The following is a 17,571-nucleotide window of genomic DNA, read 5'->3' on the forward strand; positions in this document are numbered from 1 at the left end:
TCTGGCCTTGGCAAGCGCCAACAAACGAAAGGAGCGGAGATGGCGACCATAGATCATGAGGATGGGCGAGCTATAGCCCAAAAGGTCGAAAGGTTCGTCCGCGACATCGTCGTACCCTATGAGACGGACAGCCGCCGGGACGATCATGGGCCGCTCGATTCATTGGTGCACGAAATACGCGCCAGGGCGCGTGAAGCCGGGGTGCTGACGCCGCATATCCGCCCCGACGGCAGCCATCTCAGCCACCGGGCGACGGCGCGGGTTCTGCGCGCGTCCGGACTTTCGCCGCTGGGTCCGTTGGCGTGCAACACTAACGCGCCCGACGAAGGCAATATGTTCCTGCTCGGGAAGGTTGCGACGCCGGAGCAGAAGCAGCAGTTTCTCGACCCCATGGTGGCTGGCGAGGGCCGATCCTGCTTCCTGATGACGGAGCCGGCGGCCGATGGGGGCACCGGGTCCGATCCATCGATGATGCAGACGCGCGCCGAATTACAGGGCGACGAATGGGTAGTGAACGGACGCAAAGCGTTCGCGACGGGTTTCGACGGAGCCAAATTCGCTATCCTTATGGCGAAGACTGAGCGAGAGGACGGCACGCCTTCCGCCACCATGTTCCTGGTCCCCCTGCCGCATCCTGCGCTTCAGCAGGAACGGCTGATCAGCACGATCGACAGCTCCATGCCGGGCGGCCATGCGGTCGTGAAGGTCGAAAATCTGCGCCTGTCTGCATCCGCGATCCTGGGTGCGGCGCATGAAGGCTTTGCCTATGCGCAGATCCGCCTCGCTCCTGCGCGGTTGACCCATTGCATGCGCTGGCTGGGCGCAGCGACGCGCGCTAATGAGATCGCCACCGAATATGCGGTCAGGCGGCAGGCGTTTGGCAAGGCGCTGATCGACCATGAGGGCGTTGGCTTCATGCTGGCCGATAATCTCATCGACCTAAAGCAGTGCGAGCTGATGATCGACTGGTGCGCCGACGCGCTCGATGCCGGGGAAAAGGCGATCACCGAAAGCTCCATGGCAAAGGTCGCCGTATCTGAAACCCTGTTCCGTGTGGCGGATCGCTGCGTCCAGGTGATGGGTGGTACGGGCGTCAGTCACGACACGATCGTCGAGCAGGTGTTCCGCGAAATCCGGGCCTTCCGGATCTATGACGGCCCAACGCAGGTGCATAAATGGTCGCTGGCCAAGAAGATCAAGCGCGAGGCATTGGCCCGGTCATGAACGTCGAGCAGCTGAATGCGGGCCTCACGCAAGTGCGCGAGGCGCATCGTTTCGATGAAGGCGCTCTGCGGGCCTGGTTGCGCGATCATGTGCCAGAGGCGGAAGGGGAACTGACCGTCCGGCAGTTCAAGGGCGGGCAGTCCAATCCGACCTTCCGGCTGGACACGCCGGGCCGCTCCTTCGTCATGCGGCGCAAGCCGCCGGGTGTTACGGTTCCGGGCGCTCATGCCGTCGATCGGGAAGCGCGGGTGATCGGGGCGCTCGGCAAGGCCGGCTTTCCGGTGCCGCAGGTTTACGGCTTGTGCACTGACGAAGCGGTGATCGGCAGCTGGTTCTACGTCATGGAATGTGTCGAGGGACGGGTCTTCTGGAATTCCCGCTTCGAATCCGTGCCTGCCGAAGAGCGGCCTGCCTATTTCGACGCCATGAACGCGACGCTGGCGCTGCTGCACAACTTCGATCCTGCAGCCCTTGGGCTCGACGACTTCGGGAAGAAGGGCAATTATTTCGAGCGTCAGATCGCGCGCTGGTCCCGCCAATATCTGAGCGACGAAGCCGCAGGCCGCGACGCCAATATGGATCGGCTGATCGAATGGCTTCCGGTAAACATTCCCGCGGGCGATGAGAGCCGGATCGTTCATGGCGACTATCGCGCGGACAATATGGTCTTTGATCCGACCGAGCCGCGCGTGTCGGCAGTGCTGGACTGGGAGCTGTCGACGCTTGGCCATCCGCTGGCGGATTTCGTGAATCACATCATGATGTACCGCCTGCCGCCGGAGATTCTTTCCGGGTTGCGCGGCGTTGACATCGCGGCGCTAAACCTGATGCCCGAAGAGGATTATATCGCTGCCTATTGCCAGCGGACGGGACGGGAAGGCATTAAGAATATCGGCTTTTACCGCGCCTTCGCCCTGTTCCGGCTTGCCGCCATCTATCATGGCATCAAGGCCAGAGCATTGCGCGGGACGGCCGCGTCGGCGCATGCAGAAGAACTGGCGGCGCAATATCCTCTGCTCGCTAAATTAGGGTGGGGCGAAGCAGAGGCGGCTTGAATTCAAGGGGATTTAATGAATGAAAACGCGGATTACGGAGCTTACGGGGACGCGCTATCCTATCATTCAGGGTGGGATGCAGTGGGTTGGGCGTGCGGAGCTGGCTTCGGCGGTGTCCAATGCCGGGGGGCTCGGTATCCTGACGGCGTTGACGCAGCCTACCCCTGAGGCGTTGGCGGCCGAAATAGAACGGTGTCGTACGATGACGGACAAGCAGTTCGGCGTGAACCTGACCATCCTGCCGACCGCGCAGCCCGTTCCTTATGAAGCTTATGCCGAGGTGATCGCCGGTTCGGGCGTCGGCGTGGTCGAGACGGCGGGCCGGAGCCCGGCGGAGTTCATCGCCCGCTTCAAGCAGGCGGGGGTGAAGATCGTCCATAAGTGCACGGCCGTCCGCCATGCGCTGTCGGCGCAGCGCGCAGGCGTTGATGCGGTTTCCATCGACGGGTTCGAAGCCGCAGGCCATCCTGGCGAGGACGATATTCCGGGCATGGTGCTGATCCCCGCCGCCGCCCGCGCGCTCGACATCCCCATCCTGGCTGCTGGCGGCATGGCAACCGGCCGCAGCATGGCCGCTGCGCTGGCGCTGGGCGCCGAAGGCGTGACCATGGGCACGCGCTTCATGCTGACGAAGGAAGCGCCGATCCATGAGGCGATCAAGCAGGCGGTCGTCCAGGGCAGCGAGCGCGACACGACGCTGATCTTCCGCCAGCTGCGCAATACGGCGCGCGTCTTCCGTAACGCCGTCGCCGAGGAAGTGAACGTAAAGGAGCGGGAACCCGGCGCGACCTTCGAGAATATCAAGGCGCTTGTCGCCGGCGCACGCGGGCGTGCGGCGCTGGAGAGCGGGGAGGTCGATGGCGGCCTGGTCTGGGCGGGCCTGGGCATCGGCCTGATGGACGACATCCCGACCTGCGCCGAATTGATCGAGCGGATCGTGGGCGAGTGCCGCGACGCGCTTGCCCGGGCCACGGCCCTGACTGCGGAGTGACCATGAGCAAGAGCTACAACACCATCCGATATGAAGTCGAGGATGACGGCGTCCTGCTGCTGACGCTCAATCGGCCCGACAATCTGAACGCCTTCACCGTTGAAATGTGCGAGGAGCTGATCGACGCCTATGGCCGCGCGAGCCAGGATGATGCGGTTCGCGTCATCGTCGTGACAGGCGAGGGCCGCGCCTTTTGCGCGGGCATGGACCTGTCGGTCGGCGGTAATGTCTTCGGCCTGGACGAGAGCATGACGCCCACCATGGAGGATCTGCACGAGCGTAGCGACGATCCGGCGATCCTGAAGGGCGTGCGCGACACTGGCGGCCGCGTGACGATGGCGATGTATGACTGCCTGAAGCCCATCGTGGGCGCGGTGAATGGCGCGGCGGTGGGCATCGGTTCCACCATGTTGCTGCCCATGGATTTCCGATTCGCGTCGGAGAAGGCGCGCTTCGGTTTCGTCTTCGGGCGGCTGGGCATCACGCTGGAAGCCTGTTCATCCTTCTTCCTGCCGCGCATCGTCGGGTTGGAGCAGGCGCTGGAATGGGCGTACAAGGCCGATATTTTTGACGCGGCCGAAGCGCATGAAAAGGGTCTGGTGCGCGGCGTGTTCCCGGCCGAAACGCTGGTCGATGAGGCTAAAGCCTTCGCCCGGTCACTGGTGCAGGATCGTTCGCCTGTGTCGATCGCGCTGATCCGCCAGATGCTGAACCGCAACAGTGCGCAGCCGGACCCATGGCAGGCGCATCTGACCGAGTCCCTTTCGGTATTCTACACAAGCCAGGCCGATGGACGCGAAGGCGTGCGCGCTTTCAATGAAAAGCGGCCTGCGCAATTTACGGGCAAGGCGTCGCAGATGCCGTCCTTCTTCCCCTGGTATGACAAGCAATAATAGTTGGAGAGAGACATGATCACACTGGAAGACAAGGTCGCGGTTCAGGAACTGATCGCGCGCTTCACCCGCTGTTCCGACTTCGGAGACTGGGAGGGGCTGGCGAAGATCTATACGCCCGATGTCGTCACCGAAATGGAAGGCATCACCATCCGTTACGAAGGCATCGAAGCGCAGGTCGAACATGCCAAGGAGTCGGATCGGCAGGCTGAGGGCAGGAACCGTCACTATAATTTCAATATGATCGTCAGCGAGGAAAATGGGCAGGTCTTTGCCGACTATGCCTTCATGAACGTCAATGCGGGCCATAATCCGATGGGTTCGCGGATCGTCGTGACCGGCCGTCAGCGCGACACGGTCGTCAAGACGGGCGAGGGGTGGAAAATCGCGCGCCGCTTCGTTCAGTTCGATCAGGCGGTAAGCCTGGACTTCTGACCCGAGGGAGAAGCGATCGTGGATGTGAAGGATCTGTGTGCTATCGTAACCGGAGGCGCGTCGGGACTTGGCACGGCAACCGCCGAAATGCTGGCGAGCCGGGGCGCGCGGGTGACGATCTTCGACCTTAACGAAGAGGCGGGGAGAGCGCTGGCCGAGCGGCTAGGCGGCAGTTTCCACCGCGTCGATGTGACCAGCGCCGAATCCGTCGATGACGGTCTGGCGGCTGCTGCCGCGCGGCTGGGCACGCCGCGCATCCTGGTGAATTGCGCTGGGGTCGCTCCGGGTGCGCGCGTCATTGGCAAGGACGGCGCGCCGCATTCGCTCGATCTCTTCCGCACGGGGGTCGAGATCAACCTGATCGGCACGTTCAACGTCATCTCGCGTTTCGCTGCCCGGCTTGCCGCCGCCAATGTGGAAGGCGAAGAGGCGGGGGTCATCGTCAACACGGCGTCGGTGGCCGCGTTTGAAGGGCAGATCGGTCAGGCATCCTATGCAGCGTCCAAGGCCGGTGTGGTCGGCATGACTTTGCCGATCGCTCGCGACCTGGCGCAACATCGTATCCGCGTGATGACGATCGCGCCGGGCATCTTCCTGACGCCGATGCTGCAGGGTCTGCCCGAGGCAACGCAGGATTCGCTGGGTACGCAGGTGCCGCACCCTTCGCGGCTGGGTAAGCCATCCGAATATGCGCAATTGGTGCAGAGCATTATCGACAATCCGATGTTGAACGGCGAAGTCATCCGTCTGGACGGCGCGATCCGCATGGGACCGCGCTGAACGCGCCGCACGAACATGGGCGAGGTTGACCAGCGCCCGAAAGATAGAAGAGGATAGCGGCACATGCCCGATACGCTGGACGCCACGATCGACCTGCCGGAAACGGAGGCCTTGCTCCACAGATTTGTTGAGGATGGCGTCATCCCCGGCGGCATATTGGCATGGGGAACGGTGGGTGGGCCGGTCCGCTATCATGCGGAGGGAAGGCTGGGTTACGAGCGCGGCGCTGCCGTTGATGAACGCTCCGTCTTCCGCATCTATTCCCAGACGAAGCCGATTACCGGCGTCGCCGCGATGATGCTGATCGAGGATGGCGTGATCGCGCTAGATCAGCCGATCAGCGAAATCCTGCCGGCCTTCGCAGACATGCGGGTGATGGAAGGCGACGATCCGGAAGTGACGCGTCCCGCCGCGCGTCCGATCACCGTGCGGCATTTGCTGACCCATACTGGGGGATTTGGCATGGCGGGTATGACGCTGGGCGCGCTCTACACGAAGCATGGGGTGGCGCCGGGTACGCGCGAACGCGTCGCCGGGCCGGGCGAGCTGCCGACGCCGACATCGCTCGCCGAACTGGGCGATCGAATCGCTGCCCTGCCGTTGGCGACGGATCCGGGCACCCGCTTCGACTACAGCGTGGCGCTCGATGTGCTGGGACTGGTCATCGAAGTCGCGTCGGGCATGCCGTTCGAAACCTTTCTGCAGCGCCGCGTGTTCGAACCGCTCGGCATGGTGGACACCGGCTTTTTGATCCGGCCGGACCAGGTCGCGCGCTTTGCCGACCTGCCCGAGAAGAAGGACGGGAAATGGGCGCTGGCCGATGATGCGTCCGACAGCTTCTATGCGCGGCCCTATTATCCGGCGGGCGGTGGCGGGCTGGTGTCGACGGCGCAGGATTATGTGCGCTTCGCCACCATGCTGCTGAACGAGGGCGAGCTGGACGGCGTGCGGGTGCTGAAGCCAGAGACGGTGCGGCTGGCCCGGTCCAACCTGCTGCCCGAGGCTGTCACCCATGTGGACCTGCCGATCGGCCAGACGCTTTCGGGCGTCGGCTTCGGCGCGGGCATGTCCGTTTCCCTGACGCGCAGTGAGCGAACCGGCGGCATGTTCGATTGGCCGGGCGATGTGCCTGCTGGCGTGTTCGGCTGGCCGGGGGCGGCGGGCACGGCCTGCTGGATGGACCCGGAGCGCCGCTTCTTCCTACTCTACCTCGCGCAATATTGGCCAAGCTGGCTGAACGGCGCGATGCGGCCCGACATTGTTGCGGCGGCCTATCGCGACCTGGAGCGGCGATAGAGCATCTGGAGCAAGGTGATTTGAGCGTGATTCTTTCGCTCGAAACGAACGGAAGAAGGCGGATCGATTTAAAAATTGTCGAGCTGTGAAGGGAGAGGTTCGTGGCGGCATTGGACAACCAGGCTGATTTCTCGCCGCAGCTCGGTTCACCCGCGACTGGTGTGGTGATCACCGGGGGCGCGTCGGGCATTGGCCTGGCTGCGGCCCATGCTCTTGCGGCGGTGGGGCGTCCGGTGGCGCTGTGGGATATCAATGCGGATGGTGCGGCAGGCGCGGCGGATATCATCAGCCAGCGTTATGGCGTGCGTGCGGTTGGGTTCAGCGTTGACCTGCGCAACCCGCAGGCGGTGACGCCCGCCGCGATCGCCACGCGGGAGGCGATCGGCGCGGTTGGCGGGATCGTCCATTGCGCGGGCACGGCGGAGACGACGGGCATCGATGGCGTGACGCCGGAAAATTGGGACTCGGGGATCGCACTGCATGTCCGGTCCATCGTGCTGATGACGCAGGCTTTTCGGGAGGATTTGCGCAGCCTGCCGGGCAGCGCGATCGTGGCGTTGTCGTCGATCAACGCGACATTGGGCAATGGCATGATCCCGATCTACAGCGCGGCGAAGGGCGCGGTGATCTCGCTCGTTCGTTCGATGGCCGACGAACTGTCAGCCGATGGCGTGCGCATCAATGCGGTGAGTCCCGGGATGATCGACACGCCGATCATGGCGGGGACGAAGGCGGCGCTGCCCGGTCATTATGAGCGTAGGATCATGATGGGCCGCTATGGCGCGGCGGAGGAACTGGGGCGCGTCATCCGCTTTTTGCTGTCGGACGAGGCTAGCTACATGACAGCGGCGGAAATCATCGTCGACGGCGGCAACATCAACTCACAACGGCAATAGCATGGCCACAGGAGCGGCCATGCCTGTCGAGGCGCTGTTCCCGTGCGGGATGCAGCGCCTTTTGAGCGTCAGAGCTTGTTGACTTCCTTGGAGGTCAGGCTGGTCACCAGACCCTTTTCCGCCGCGCTGAGCGTGGTGGCGGGGATGACGACGAAGCGGCCGCTGTAGATGATCTGCACGCCGGTCGGCTCGCCAGCGGCGTTCTTCAGCACGCGGTCGATGAAGCCGACCTTGCGGCCGTCAACGGTCTTTACCAAGGCGCGGTCCTTGATGACGGGCGCGTCGGCGGCGATGGCGGCGGCGGGAAGAGCAAGCGACAAAGCCGCTGCAAAAGCGAAAGAAAACTTCATGATGATCCCCTTTGAAATGGAATGGGGGGCCGATAGCATGTGGGACAGCAGATAAGAAAGACATCCTTCGTTGCAAAATCTGCAATTCGGAAGATTGTTCGGAAATTAGCGCCTGCGCGGATTTCATAATCGTCCATTAGGGCGCGCGGACGGTAAAATAGAGGGGCATTTGGGCATCATGACGGATCAGGCGCGCGAATCGGGGCCGAGGCTGGCGGCCTTTTCCGTCACAAGCATCGCGACTGGCGGATTCAACATTCCGCTCCAGACCTATTTGCCCGCCTTTTATGCCACGGCTATCGGCATGGACCTGGCGACGGTCGGGCTGGTGTTCATGATCAGCCGCTTGTGGAGCGCAGCCGCCGATCCGATCATCGGATGGGCGTCGGATCATACGCGCACCAAGATGGGCAGGCGCAAGCCGTGGATATTGGGTGGCGGGCTGCTGTTTCTGCTGTCGCTCTTCGCGGTATTTTCGCCGCCCGCCGGAGCAAGCCCGCTGTATCTGGGCGGGTGGCTGCTGCTGCTGTGCTTGGGCTGGACGGCCACTTCAACGCCGCTTTACGCCTGGGGCGGGGAGATGGCGGCGTCGCCCGTCGAGCGCGCGCGCGTGCAAGCTTACATCCAAACGGGCTCGTCGATCGGCATCTTCCTGGTCCTTGTCCTCCCCGCTTTGCTCGACGCGATGGGTCGCGGCAATCCGGAGGTACGGGTAGGATCTATGGGGGCGCTGGTGGCGGCGGTGCTGGCCATGGGCATGTTGCTGATTGCGCTGCTGTTCCGCGAACCGCCGGTTCCGGGGCGTACATCTATGGCGGTGAATTGGCGGCAGGGGCTTAGCGCGGTGCTGCGCGATGCGGCGCTCTGGCGGATCGTCGCGTCGGATTTCTTCGTCGCGCTGGGACAGGGCTTTCGCACCGCGGTCTTCCTGTTTTTCGTCACCCGCTACATGGGCATGGCGTCACCGGCCTTGCTGCTGATGCTGCAATATGCGTTCGGCATCATCGCAGCGCCGCTCTGGGCGCGGATCAGCTATCGGTTCGGGCGGCTGCGGACGCTGGTGATGGCGGAGGCGGTGCAGGTGGCGATCAACATGATGGTGCTGTTCCTGACGCCGGATCGCATGTGGCTGTTCGTGCTGCTGATCGTGGGGCAGGGGCTGACGCAAGGGTCGGGCAATCTGATGCTGCGGTCGATGATCTATGATGTGGCGGATCGCCATCGGGAAAGCAGCGGCATCGAGCGGGCGGGGCTGTTCTCGTCGGTTTTCAACGTCACCACCAATGCAGCCTATGCGGTGGCGGTGGGCATCGCGCTTCCCGTCATCGGGTTGTTGGGCTTCGACCCGCGTTCTTCGGGATCGGAGGGGCTGGCGGGCATGCATCTGTTCTTTGCGATCGGACCGGCGGTGGGGCATGCGTTGTCAATCATCGTCATCTGCTGGCGGGGCAGAGAGGGGAGCGGGTCGCTCGCTGGAGCAAGCGGGCTGCCCTCGGCCTAGTCAGAGGTCGAGGACCTTGTCCGGGTTCAGGATGCCGCTGGGATCGAGCGCGCGCTTGATCTGCCGCATCACTTCCACGGCTGCGCCATGTTCGGTCAGGAGATGGGCTTTCTTGCCGAGGCCGATGCCATGTTCGCCGGTGCAGGTGCCCTCCATGGCGAGAGCGATCTCGACGATGCGCTCCGACAAAGCCTTGGCGCGCGCCCGCTCATCGGCGGAGTTGGGGTCGAAGATCATGAGGACGTGGAAATTGCCGTCGCCCACATGACCGACGATGGGAGCGGTCAGGCCGCTTTCTTCGATAGCGCGTTGCGTTTCCTCGATACAGTCGCACAGGCGCGAGATGGGAACGCAGACGTCGGTGGCGATGGCCTGGCAGCCCGGCCGTAGCGCCAGATTGGCATAATGGACCTTGTGCCGCGCTTCCCATAGGGCGGTGCGGTCTTCCGTACGGGTCGCCCAGTTGAACTGACCGCCGCCATTGTCCGCGGCGATCTGGCCGAAGGTTTCCGCCTGCTCGGCTACCCCTGCGGGCGTGCCGTGAAATTCCAGGAACAGGGTCGGACATTCGCGATAGGCGGTGTGGCTATAGCCGTTGATGGCGCGCATTTGCAGCGGATCGAGCAATTCGATGCGGGCGACGGGCAGGCCGATCTGGATCGTCTGAATGACCGCATTCACCGCGCCGCGCAGCGTCTCGAACTCGCACACGGCGGCTGAAACGGCTTCGGGCTGACCATAGAGGCGCAGGGTCACTTCAGTGATGATGCCGAGCGTACCTTCCGCGCCTACGAACAAGCCGGTCAGATCATAGCCCGCCGCCGATTTGCGCGCGCGGCCGCCGGTCCTGATGATCCGCCCGTCTGGTAGCACCACGGTCAGCCCCAGGGCATTCTGGCGCATCGTGCCGTAGCGGACCGCGTTGGTGCCTGACGCGCGGGTGGAGGCCATGCCGCCGAGCGATGCGTCCGCGCCCGGGTCGACGCGAAAGAAGAGGCCGGTATCCCGCAACTCCATATTGAGCTGCTTGCGCGTGACGCCCGCCTGCACCGTGCAATCGAGATCGTCGGTGCTGACGCGCAGCACCTGGTCCATGCGCGAGAGATCTATGCACAGGCCGCCGCGCACGGCGAGGAAATTGCCTTCAAGCGAGGTGCCCGTACCATAGGGCGTGACCGCGATGCCCCTATCCTTGCAGAAGAGGACGGCTGTCGCGACCTCTTCCGTGGTGAGCGGATAGACCACTGCGTCCGGCGGCATGGCGGGATAGAAGGTTTCCGCTCGCCCATGATGGTCGCGTACCGCCTGGCTCTGACTGAACCGCTCGCCAAAGCAGGTGCGCAGCGTGGTCCAGTCAACCGCGCGGTCTTCTGCCGCTGTCGCCATCGAAGCCTCTCCTGCTAGTTATCTGGCGGTGCAGTCTAGGCTATTTCGGCGGACGCCTCCACCGCCTCTTCGTCAGCCGAGCGGTTGGAGCAGTTCCAGCAGATGACCTTCCGGATCGGCGATATAGGCGACCTTCAGTTGGTGATCGGGAATATCCACCGGCGGCGTCACCACTGATCCGCCTGCCTCGGTCGCCGCTGCGATCACAGCGCTCATGTCATCGATCGACAGGCCGACCACTGCCTCGCCCGGCGGTGGGCAGGGCCGGTCAAGATATTGCACCAGATTGAGCAAGGTGCCGGATTCCCCGACGACCAGTACCGTCTCGCGCAAGGCGTAGCCCGGCTTGTCCACCGCGATCCGCGTCTGCACCCGAAGACCAAGGCCATCGCAATAGAAACGCTCCATCGCCGCCAGATCGGCGACGATGATCTTGGTGAACGCATAAGCCTTAATCATTGAGCAATCCCATCAGATGCCGAGCAGATCGGCAGCTGATTTGCCGAAGAAGCTTTCGCGGGTGGACTGGGGCAAGCCCTCTAACTGAGCGTCGTAGAGCGCGACGGCTTCCTGATGCCCTTCGACATGCGGGAAGTCCGAGGAGAAGACGATGATGCCTTCCGGGACGCGTTCGATCGTCGGGCGCAGTACGTCCTGCTGGTGGACGACGGACACGCGCACCTGGCGCTGGACATATTCGCTGGGCTTGAGCGGATAGCTGTAGGGCGCAAAGCTCAACATGCGCGGCCGCTTTTCATCGGCTTCGAGATCGATCGCTTCCAGAAAGTCGGGCAGCCAGTCGATCCCCAGTTCCGACACGATGACGGCAAGCCGGGGATAGCGCTCCAGCACGCCGCCAAAGACCAGCGAGGCGACGGCGAGCTGTGGCACCAGACGGCGGGACAGATTGGCAAGGCGGTAGAAGGCCGCGATGTCGCCGCCATTATTCGCCCAGCCGGGGTGCATCGCCGCCCGGCCGCCGCCGACATGGAACAGGATGGCGACGCCCAGATCCTCGCACGTCGCCCAGAATGGCTCGAAATCCGGATGGTTGAGCGCCTTGCCGCCATGCGGGTCGGCCTTTACGAACACAGCGCGCGCGCCGCGTTCCCGCCCGGCGACGACCTGCGCGATCGACCATTCAACGTCCATCAGATCGACGACCGTCGCCGGGATCAGGCGGTCGGTATAGCCCGCCAGCTGCTCAGTGGACCAGCGATTGTAGGTTTCCAGCGTCGCCAGCGCCAGTTCCGGCGCGTTGCGCATCGCGTGGCGATAGGGGTGGTAACCGTTGGACGGGAGCAGGATCTGCTTGTCGATGCCGCGCTGATCCATCCATTTGATGCGCGGTTCAGGCTGATAGGCTTCCGGAGAGAAAGAACCCGAATCAACCGCGATCTGTGGCGGGTCGCCGCCCGCCAGCGAGCGTTCATAAGCATCTACCACGACGGGCGGTATGAGCGTGAGCGGGTCGGGGCGCAGCGCGGGCGGGACGGAAGAAAAAAGGTCGCCCACCAGAATGTCGATCAGTTGTTCGGCCGCCGTCATCTTCGGCAGCTTCGCAGCGAGAGCCGGATTGGCTTTCATGAACCAGTCGGCCGGTTCATTGAAATGACTATCGACGTCGATGATCCGCATCCTGATTCTCCTGTCACAATCGTCCCGGAATCAAAGTTCCGGGTTTGCCGCGTGCCATAGTTCTTATCGGGAGGCGCGCGGCAGTCAATAATTTACGAGCGATCATTCATTTATTTGGAGATGGAGCGGCCTGGGCCCTTCCGCCAGCGGGGAACAAGACGGGGGGCGCTGGAATAGGGGTTTCGCCTGCTGCTATCGCCTTGGCATGATTCGTTTTGACCTAGCGGGCTCCGCCCTTGATCCTTCCCTGCGCCGTTCCATGCTGCTGCGCGCCTTTGTCGCGCAGAATTGCGCGGTGGGCTGCGCCTATGGGGGGTTCGGGGTCAGCATCCTTCCCCTGCAGGACAGGTTCGATGCAAACCGCGCGACTGTCTCAGCTGGATTGTCACTGGTGGTGCTGATGACGGCGCTTATCGGCCCGCTGGTAGCGGCGCTGGCGAAGCGGTTCGGGCTGCGATCGATCATGGTGGCGGGCGCGTTGCTGTGCTGCGCGGGCTATGGCTTGCTCAGCATCGCATGGAACATGCCCGTCGTGCTGGCGGCTTATGCGCTGCTGGTGGGGCCGGGTGTCGGGCTTTCCGGCACATTGCCCGCCAGCCTTCTGGCGAGCGGCTGGTTCCCGGAAGCGCGGGGACGGGCGATCGGCCTTACGACCATGCCGGTGGTGATCGCCGCAGCGCCCATGGCGGGGCTGGCGTTGATCCAGAATTTCGGCCTGCCGGGCCTCTATCTGGCCATGGCCGGATTGCATCTGCTGACCGTGCCCCTGCTGCTTGGCGTCCATGAAGCGCCGCTCGCGCCGGTAGCGGCGGACAATGTTCATCAGGAGGGGCGCGCTGAGACCGGGCGCGGCCTGCTGTCCCACCCGCTATTCTGGTTCGCCATGGTGGGGGCGGGCTTGCTCAACGCGACCGGCATCGTCGGATCGGTGCACATGGTCGCTGTCTCGGTCGAGCGCGGCTTGCCGATGGCGCAGGCGGCGTTGCTCGCCTCGCTGATGGGAGGAGCCAGCGTGTTCGGCGCGGTCGCGATCGGCTGGCTATGCGATCATCTGGGCGGCGCAAGATCGCTGGCCGTGGTCGCAGGCGGCTTTGCCCTTGGCTGGGCGATCATCGGCCTGACGGGATCGCTGCCGGCGATGACGCTAGCTATCCTGCTGATCGGCGTGAGCGGTCCTGGCGTTTTTCCCAGCGTCACTCTGTTATTCGCGCACAGCTTCGGCCCGGCCGCGATGGCGCGGGCCGTGGCGCTGTTCGGCATGTTCAGCGTGCCCCTGACCTTCTTCCTGCCGCCTGCGGCCGGATGGCTACACGATATGGCTCGCGACTATAGGCCGGTGATAGCAACGATTGTTTGCACTTGCTCGATCGTGGCCATGTTGTTTGCGCTGATCGCGCGGCGCGAAGATCGGATGGGAGGGGTTTTGTCGGAGGAAGTAGGGGCGTCTGCGGCTCGTTAAGATCATTTTCCGTTCGCCCTGATTAGGAACTGAGCGAAGTCGAAGGCGCCTATCGAGGGGAATGTCCTTCGATACGCCCTTTTCGACAAGCTCAACGGCTACGCAGGACGAACCGGGGGGACCTAAGCTGGCACCGCCTGCGCCCCGCGCACGAGGCGGCCTGGCCTTGCACCCGTCGCCTCATCGCTGCGGCGGATCACCTCGCCCGAGACGATCGTTGCGACAAAGCCTGTCGCCTTTTGATCCAGCCTGCGCCCACCCCCCGGCAGGTCGTGGCGCACATAAGGCGCTTGCAGATGAAGCCCGTTCAGGTCGATGATGTTGATGTCCGCCTTATACCCGGGCGCAATCCTGCCCCGGTCGCGCAGACCCATGGTTTCGGCAGGTCGTGACGACAACGCCTGCACCGCCTTGGCTACGCTCAGTTTGGGACCGTCGCGATCGCGCGTCCAGTAGGTCAGCAGGAAGGTCGGATAGCTTGCGTCACAGATCGCGGCATAATGCGCGCCGCCATCGCCAAGGCCCATCACCGTCGCAGGATGATTGATGAGGTCATGGACCGTATCGAGCCGGTTGCGGTAGTAATTGCCGAGCGTGGCATAGAGCATTCCGCGTCCGTCGCCGCCGTTCATCAGCAGATCATAGGCGATTTCTTCAGGCGCGGCGTTCCGGCGGCGTGCGCGCGCGCCGATGCTGCTTTCGGCCGGGGGCTCGTAATTAGGCGGGTCGGATAGCGGGAAGATCCAGTCCCAGTTGCGCGTCATCATCGCCAGGGGGTTCCCCTCATGCGGCGCTTGGGCGAGCAGCTTCGCCCGGAAGGCGGGATCGCGCAGATGCACAAGCTGTTCTTCCAGCGGCAAGCCCGCGATCGCCTCGTAGCTGGGGCAGAGGCTGAAGGGATGGCTGGACAGTTCAAAGCCGCAAATCATGCCGACGGGGCGGGGCAGCACTTGCGGGCTGATCGTCATGCCGCGTTCATTGGCTTCCTCGCAAATGCGCAGCGCGTCTTGCCAAACTGGTTCACCGCCGTTGGGAGTGCCCAGGGTGAAGGTGGCCGGTCTGCCCGCTGTTTCCGCGACCTCCAGAAGATGGGAAAGTTCGTCCGACCAGCTTTGAAAGGGGGCGTCCAGCACCATCTGCAGCACGCCCGTGTCTGCGTCGCGCAGGGCGCCCGCAATGGCTTTGAGTTCCTCGACATCGGCCTGGTAGCTCGGAATATTCTCACCTGCCTTGGTGCGGTGGATCAGCAGGCGGGACGTCGCAAAGCCGATGGCCCCGGCGTCCAGCGCTTCGCGCGTGAGTGCGCGCATCTGCTCCAGATCTTCCGCCCTGGCGGGCTCGCGCCGCGCACCGCGCTCACCCATCACGAACACGCGGAGCGGGCTGTGGGGCAACAGCGCGGCGACATCGATATCGTGGCGGCGGGCGTCGAGTGCGTTCAGATAGTCTGGAAAGCTCTCCCAATCCCAACTGAGCCCTTCGGCCATGACGACGCCGGGAATGTCCTCCACGCCCTCCATCAGGCGGATCAAGCGGTCGTGATCGGCAGCGCGGCACGGCGCGAAGCCGACGCCGCAATTGCCGATCACGACAGTGGTCACGCCATGAGAGGAGGAGGGGGAGAGTTCCTCCGACCAGACGGCTTGACCATCATAATGGGTGTGGATATCGACGAAGCCCGGCGTGACAGTAAGGCCCGCAGCGTCGATGACTACCTTCGCCTCGCCGCTGAATGCGCCGACGCTGACGATGCGGCCGTCACGGATGGCGACGTCGGCGGTGAAGGGTTCACCGCCATCGCCATCGACGATCGTCCCGCCGCGAATGAGCAGATCGCAGGTTTCGGTCATTCCGCCGCCCTCGCAATCGGGTCCAGCGCGACCTTGCCGCCTGATGCCCAGAAAGCGCCTTCGCGTGACGTATCGACATCTTCCGCGCCCCGGACGCCAAGCGCCTCGCGCGCCTCGGCGAGCGGCAGGTGGAATACGGTTTCCAGCTTCTTCATGAAGAGGGCATCGCTCTGCTGCCCCACCTTCATGCCGCGCTGGATCGCGTTGACGCAGGTGGGCCACACTTCGGGATAGTGCAGCATGGTGCGGACCGTATAGCGGAGCGAGCCAAAGATGTGGATCATGTTCACTTCGGCCGCGAGATGCGGGTTGTGCATATGTTTGGGCACATTGGTCAGACGATACCAATAGGGGACCAGCTCCCCCATGAAGTTGAAGCCGCCGCCCGTGAGAATATGTTCGAAATCATGCGTCTGGCCGGAACGCAGATTATAATATTCCAGCTGCGTTTGGGGCTCCTTCCAGGGCGTGATCTGGATTTCATAATCGCCCTCGGTCATCTGCTTGTAAAAGATGCCGCCGAGGGAGCCGGGCGCATATTGGGCGAACTCTTCGATGGTGTAGGTCGAAATGAAACCTTCGCTGAACCAGGCGTCCAGTTGCGGGTTCACCTTGCGCTCTGCCGAGAACATTTCCTCGATCGCGTCGAAATCGCGTAGAGATTCCAGGATCGGGAGGAATTCGTACATCTCGGCAGGGGCGGGCATGTCGGGCCCATTTTTCCGCAGCAGGATCATCGCCAGCCATTCGCGCAGGCGCGGGTTGTTCAGATATTTGGAGGAAGAGATGAGGATGCTGCTTTCGGTTTCGACGGGCATTACGCCGCGCAGCAGATAGGGGATTTCGGCCATGTTCCGTGTTCCTTTAGTCGAGCACCAGTTGCTTGCCGCCTGAACCCCAGGCGCTGACCCGCTTGTCGCCCACCTCAAATTGCGGGAGCAGGTCGAAGAAGCTCTTGTCAGCGACGACGACGCGCTGCAGCCGGCGGGGCGTCATGCCCGTCAGGTCGCCGCGCGCGTGCTGCAAGGCGATATTGTCCCAGACAACGATGTCGCCATTATTCCAGCGGTGGCGATAGATGCGGTCGTCGCGGTAAAGTTCAACGAACAGCGCGTTCAGCGTCGCGTCGCTTTCGTCCCGCTCCATCCCCATGATGCGCGCTGTCTGCATGTTGCTGATGTAGAGGACAGGTTCCCCGGTGCGCGGATGGGGGATGATGAGGGGGCGCATCTGATGCGGCATTTCGTCGGAACTGTCGTAGCCGACCGTGCGGTGCGTCTGGATCGGGGCGATCATGGTCATGGCTTTCCGATCGGCTATTTTGACCATGAGGTCTTCCGGCAGGGCCACCGCCGTATCGGCGCCGTTGACGAAATCGGTATAGCTTTGTCCGTCATTCACAGCGACGGCATGCAAAGAAATGACCTTGAATGGTTCTTCGGTGAAGGCCAGATCGCTATGCCAGGTGAGAGGGCCTGAACCGAGCCCGCCATCGGTTGAAATCTCGCGATATTCGCCGTGCGAGCCAAGCACCCGGCCGAAATTTTCGAGCAGCTTTACCTGGTTGGATTCCGCCAATTGCTGGTTCCGGAAGACCAATAGCTTATGGCGATTGAACAGATCGACCATGCGCTGTTCGAAACCTTCCGGCAGCGGCCATTCCAGCCGAATGCCGATTTCCATGCCGAACGGCGTCAACGGTCGCTCCGTCCATGGACTGTCCATGAGTCGCTCTCCCAACTACATTATGGGTCCGAACGGTATCGAACCGTTCGGTTGTCGTCAAGAAGCATGGGTGCATCCTCGCGCCGTGCTGA

17 protein-coding genes are annotated in these 17,571 nt (G+C 63.3%); 10 read left to right on the forward strand and 7 right to left on the reverse strand.

Annotated elements, in window-relative coordinates:
• The first annotated feature begins 39 nt into the window (after positions 1–39).
• From EP837_RS16130 to EP837_RS16165, 8 genes are all read left to right on the forward strand, one after another.
• Complete coding sequence (locus EP837_RS16130) at positions 40–1,224, forward strand: acyl-CoA dehydrogenase family protein (protein ID WP_066531695.1); 1,185 nt, start codon at positions 40–42, stop codon at positions 1,222–1,224.
• A complete protein-coding gene (locus tag EP837_RS16135; RefSeq protein ID WP_066531696.1) occupies positions 1,221–2,279 on the forward strand; it encodes a phosphotransferase family protein in 1,059 nt (352 codons plus the stop codon). Before EP837_RS16130 ends, EP837_RS16135 begins: the two co-directional genes overlap by 4 nt.
• Before the next feature lie 19 nt (positions 2,280–2,298).
• Complete coding sequence (locus EP837_RS16140) at positions 2,299–3,270, forward strand: NAD(P)H-dependent flavin oxidoreductase (RefSeq protein ID WP_066530878.1); 972 nt, start codon at positions 2,299–2,301, stop codon at positions 3,268–3,270.
• A gap of 2 nt (positions 3,271–3,272) precedes the next feature.
• Positions 3,273–4,163, forward strand: a complete 891-nt coding sequence (locus tag EP837_RS16145) for a crotonase/enoyl-CoA hydratase family protein (protein ID WP_066530880.1) — start codon at positions 3,273–3,275, stop codon at positions 4,161–4,163.
• A 15-nt stretch (positions 4,164–4,178) separates the two neighbouring features.
• A complete protein-coding gene (locus EP837_RS16150; RefSeq protein ID WP_066530882.1) occupies positions 4,179–4,598 on the forward strand; it encodes a nuclear transport factor 2 family protein in 420 nt (139 codons plus the stop codon).
• Positions 4,599–4,616: 18 nt separating this feature from the next.
• Entirely contained in the window at positions 4,617–5,378 is a 762-nt protein-coding gene (locus tag EP837_RS16155; protein ID WP_066530884.1) for an SDR family NAD(P)-dependent oxidoreductase, read from the forward strand.
• 63 nt (positions 5,379–5,441) lie between these two features.
• Complete coding sequence (locus tag EP837_RS16160; protein WP_066530885.1) at positions 5,442–6,674, forward strand: serine hydrolase domain-containing protein; 1,233 nt, start codon at positions 5,442–5,444, stop codon at positions 6,672–6,674.
• A 101-nt stretch (positions 6,675–6,775) separates the two neighbouring features.
• Positions 6,776–7,570: an SDR family NAD(P)-dependent oxidoreductase gene (locus EP837_RS16165; RefSeq protein WP_066530886.1), complete on the forward strand. Its 795-nt coding sequence runs from the start codon at positions 6,776–6,778 to the stop codon at positions 7,568–7,570.
• 68 nt (positions 7,571–7,638) lie between these two features.
• Here EP837_RS16165 and EP837_RS16170 read toward each other — a convergent pair whose 3' ends face one another.
• Positions 7,639–7,920 (reverse strand): hypothetical protein, encoded by a 282-nt coding sequence (locus tag EP837_RS16170; RefSeq protein WP_066531697.1) that lies wholly within the window; start codon positions 7,918–7,920, stop codon positions 7,639–7,641.
• A gap of 178 nt (positions 7,921–8,098) precedes the next feature.
• On the opposite strand from EP837_RS16170, the gene EP837_RS16175 reads away from it, so the two are divergent.
• Positions 8,099–9,421 (forward strand): MFS transporter, encoded by a 1,323-nt coding sequence (locus EP837_RS16175; protein ID WP_156518665.1) that lies wholly within the window; start codon positions 8,099–8,101, stop codon positions 9,419–9,421.
• On the opposite strand, the gene EP837_RS16180 is transcribed toward EP837_RS16175, so the two are convergent.
• The 3 genes from EP837_RS16180 to EP837_RS16190 all read right to left on the reverse strand — a co-directional run bounded on the left by EP837_RS16180 (position 9,422) and on the right by EP837_RS16190 (position 12,445).
• Positions 9,422–10,807, reverse strand: coding sequence for an FAD-binding oxidoreductase (locus EP837_RS16180; protein ID WP_066530889.1), 1,386 nt, complete (start codon positions 10,805–10,807; stop codon positions 9,422–9,424).
• Positions 10,808–10,879: 72 nt separating this feature from the next.
• Positions 10,880–11,266, reverse strand: coding sequence for a VOC family protein (locus EP837_RS16185; protein WP_066530892.1), 387 nt, complete (start codon positions 11,264–11,266; stop codon positions 10,880–10,882).
• Positions 11,267–11,278: 12 nt separating this feature from the next.
• Complete coding sequence (locus tag EP837_RS16190; protein WP_066530893.1) at positions 11,279–12,445, reverse strand: amidohydrolase family protein; 1,167 nt, start codon at positions 12,443–12,445, stop codon at positions 11,279–11,281.
• A 205-nt stretch (positions 12,446–12,650) separates the two neighbouring features.
• Between EP837_RS16190 and EP837_RS16195 the strand changes: the two genes are divergently transcribed.
• Entirely contained in the window at positions 12,651–13,904 is a 1,254-nt protein-coding gene (locus EP837_RS16195; RefSeq protein WP_066530895.1) for an MFS transporter, read from the forward strand.
• A 122-nt stretch (positions 13,905–14,026) separates the two neighbouring features.
• On the opposite strand, the gene EP837_RS16200 is transcribed toward EP837_RS16195, so the two are convergent.
• Genes EP837_RS16200 through EP837_RS16210 form a run of 3 tightly spaced genes read right to left on the reverse strand, consistent with a single transcriptional unit; the run spans position 14,027 to position 17,479 of the window.
• Positions 14,027–15,754 (reverse strand): N-acyl-D-amino-acid deacylase family protein, encoded by a 1,728-nt coding sequence (locus tag EP837_RS16200; protein ID WP_066530899.1) that lies wholly within the window; start codon positions 15,752–15,754, stop codon positions 14,027–14,029.
• On the reverse strand, positions 15,751–16,605 hold the full coding sequence (locus tag EP837_RS16205; protein ID WP_066530901.1) for a hypothetical protein: 855 nt from the start codon (positions 16,603–16,605) through the stop codon (positions 15,751–15,753). Before EP837_RS16205 ends, EP837_RS16200 begins: the two co-directional genes overlap by 4 nt.
• Positions 16,606–16,618: 13 nt before the next feature.
• Entirely contained in the window at positions 16,619–17,479 is an 861-nt protein-coding gene (locus EP837_RS16210; protein ID WP_082919752.1) for a TauD/TfdA dioxygenase family protein, read from the reverse strand.
• Positions 17,480–17,571 lie beyond the last annotated feature (92 nt).

This window comes from Sphingobium sp. EP60837 (assembly GCF_001658005.1).
In the GTDB taxonomy this organism is placed as follows: domain Bacteria; phylum Pseudomonadota; class Alphaproteobacteria; order Sphingomonadales; family Sphingomonadaceae; genus Sphingobium; species Sphingobium tyrosinilyticum.

What these genes read in the sequence shown, in the direction of transcription:
- EP837_RS16195 (WP_066530895.1), top strand. Translation starts at nt 12,651, where the DNA reads ATGATTCGTTTTGACCTAGCGGGCTCCGCCCTTGATCCTTCCCTGCGC.
- EP837_RS16130 (WP_066531695.1), top strand. Translation starts at nt 40, where the DNA reads ATGGCGACCATAGATCATGAGGATGGGCGAGCTATAGCCCAAAAGGTC.
- EP837_RS16135 (WP_066531696.1), top strand. Translation starts at nt 1,221, where the DNA reads ATGAACGTCGAGCAGCTGAATGCGGGCCTCACGCAAGTGCGCGAGGCG.
- EP837_RS16160 (WP_066530885.1), top strand. Translation starts at nt 5,442, where the DNA reads ATGCCCGATACGCTGGACGCCACGATCGACCTGCCGGAAACGGAGGCC.
- EP837_RS16175 (WP_156518665.1), top strand. Translation starts at nt 8,099, where the DNA reads ATGACGGATCAGGCGCGCGAATCGGGGCCGAGGCTGGCGGCCTTTTCC.
- EP837_RS16180 (WP_066530889.1), bottom strand. Translation starts at nt 10,807, where the DNA reads ATGGCGACAGCGGCAGAAGACCGCGCGGTTGACTGGACCACGCTGCGC.
- EP837_RS16145 (WP_066530880.1), top strand. Translation starts at nt 3,273, where the DNA reads ATGAGCAAGAGCTACAACACCATCCGATATGAAGTCGAGGATGACGGC.
- EP837_RS16205 (WP_066530901.1), bottom strand. Translation starts at nt 16,605, where the DNA reads ATGGCCGAAATCCCCTATCTGCTGCGCGGCGTAATGCCCGTCGAAACC.
- EP837_RS16185 (WP_066530892.1), bottom strand. Translation starts at nt 11,266, where the DNA reads ATGATTAAGGCTTATGCGTTCACCAAGATCATCGTCGCCGATCTGGCG.
- EP837_RS16190 (WP_066530893.1), bottom strand. Translation starts at nt 12,445, where the DNA reads ATGCGGATCATCGACGTCGATAGTCATTTCAATGAACCGGCCGACTGG.
- EP837_RS16200 (WP_066530899.1), bottom strand. Translation starts at nt 15,754, where the DNA reads ATGACCGAAACCTGCGATCTGCTCATTCGCGGCGGGACGATCGTCGAT.
- EP837_RS16140 (WP_066530878.1), top strand. Translation starts at nt 2,299, where the DNA reads ATGAAAACGCGGATTACGGAGCTTACGGGGACGCGCTATCCTATCATT.
- EP837_RS16150 (WP_066530882.1), top strand. Translation starts at nt 4,179, where the DNA reads ATGATCACACTGGAAGACAAGGTCGCGGTTCAGGAACTGATCGCGCGC.
- EP837_RS16210 (WP_082919752.1), bottom strand. Translation starts at nt 17,479, where the DNA reads ATGGACAGTCCATGGACGGAGCGACCGTTGACGCCGTTCGGCATGGAA.
- EP837_RS16170 (WP_066531697.1), bottom strand. Translation starts at nt 7,920, where the DNA reads ATGAAGTTTTCTTTCGCTTTTGCAGCGGCTTTGTCGCTTGCTCTTCCC.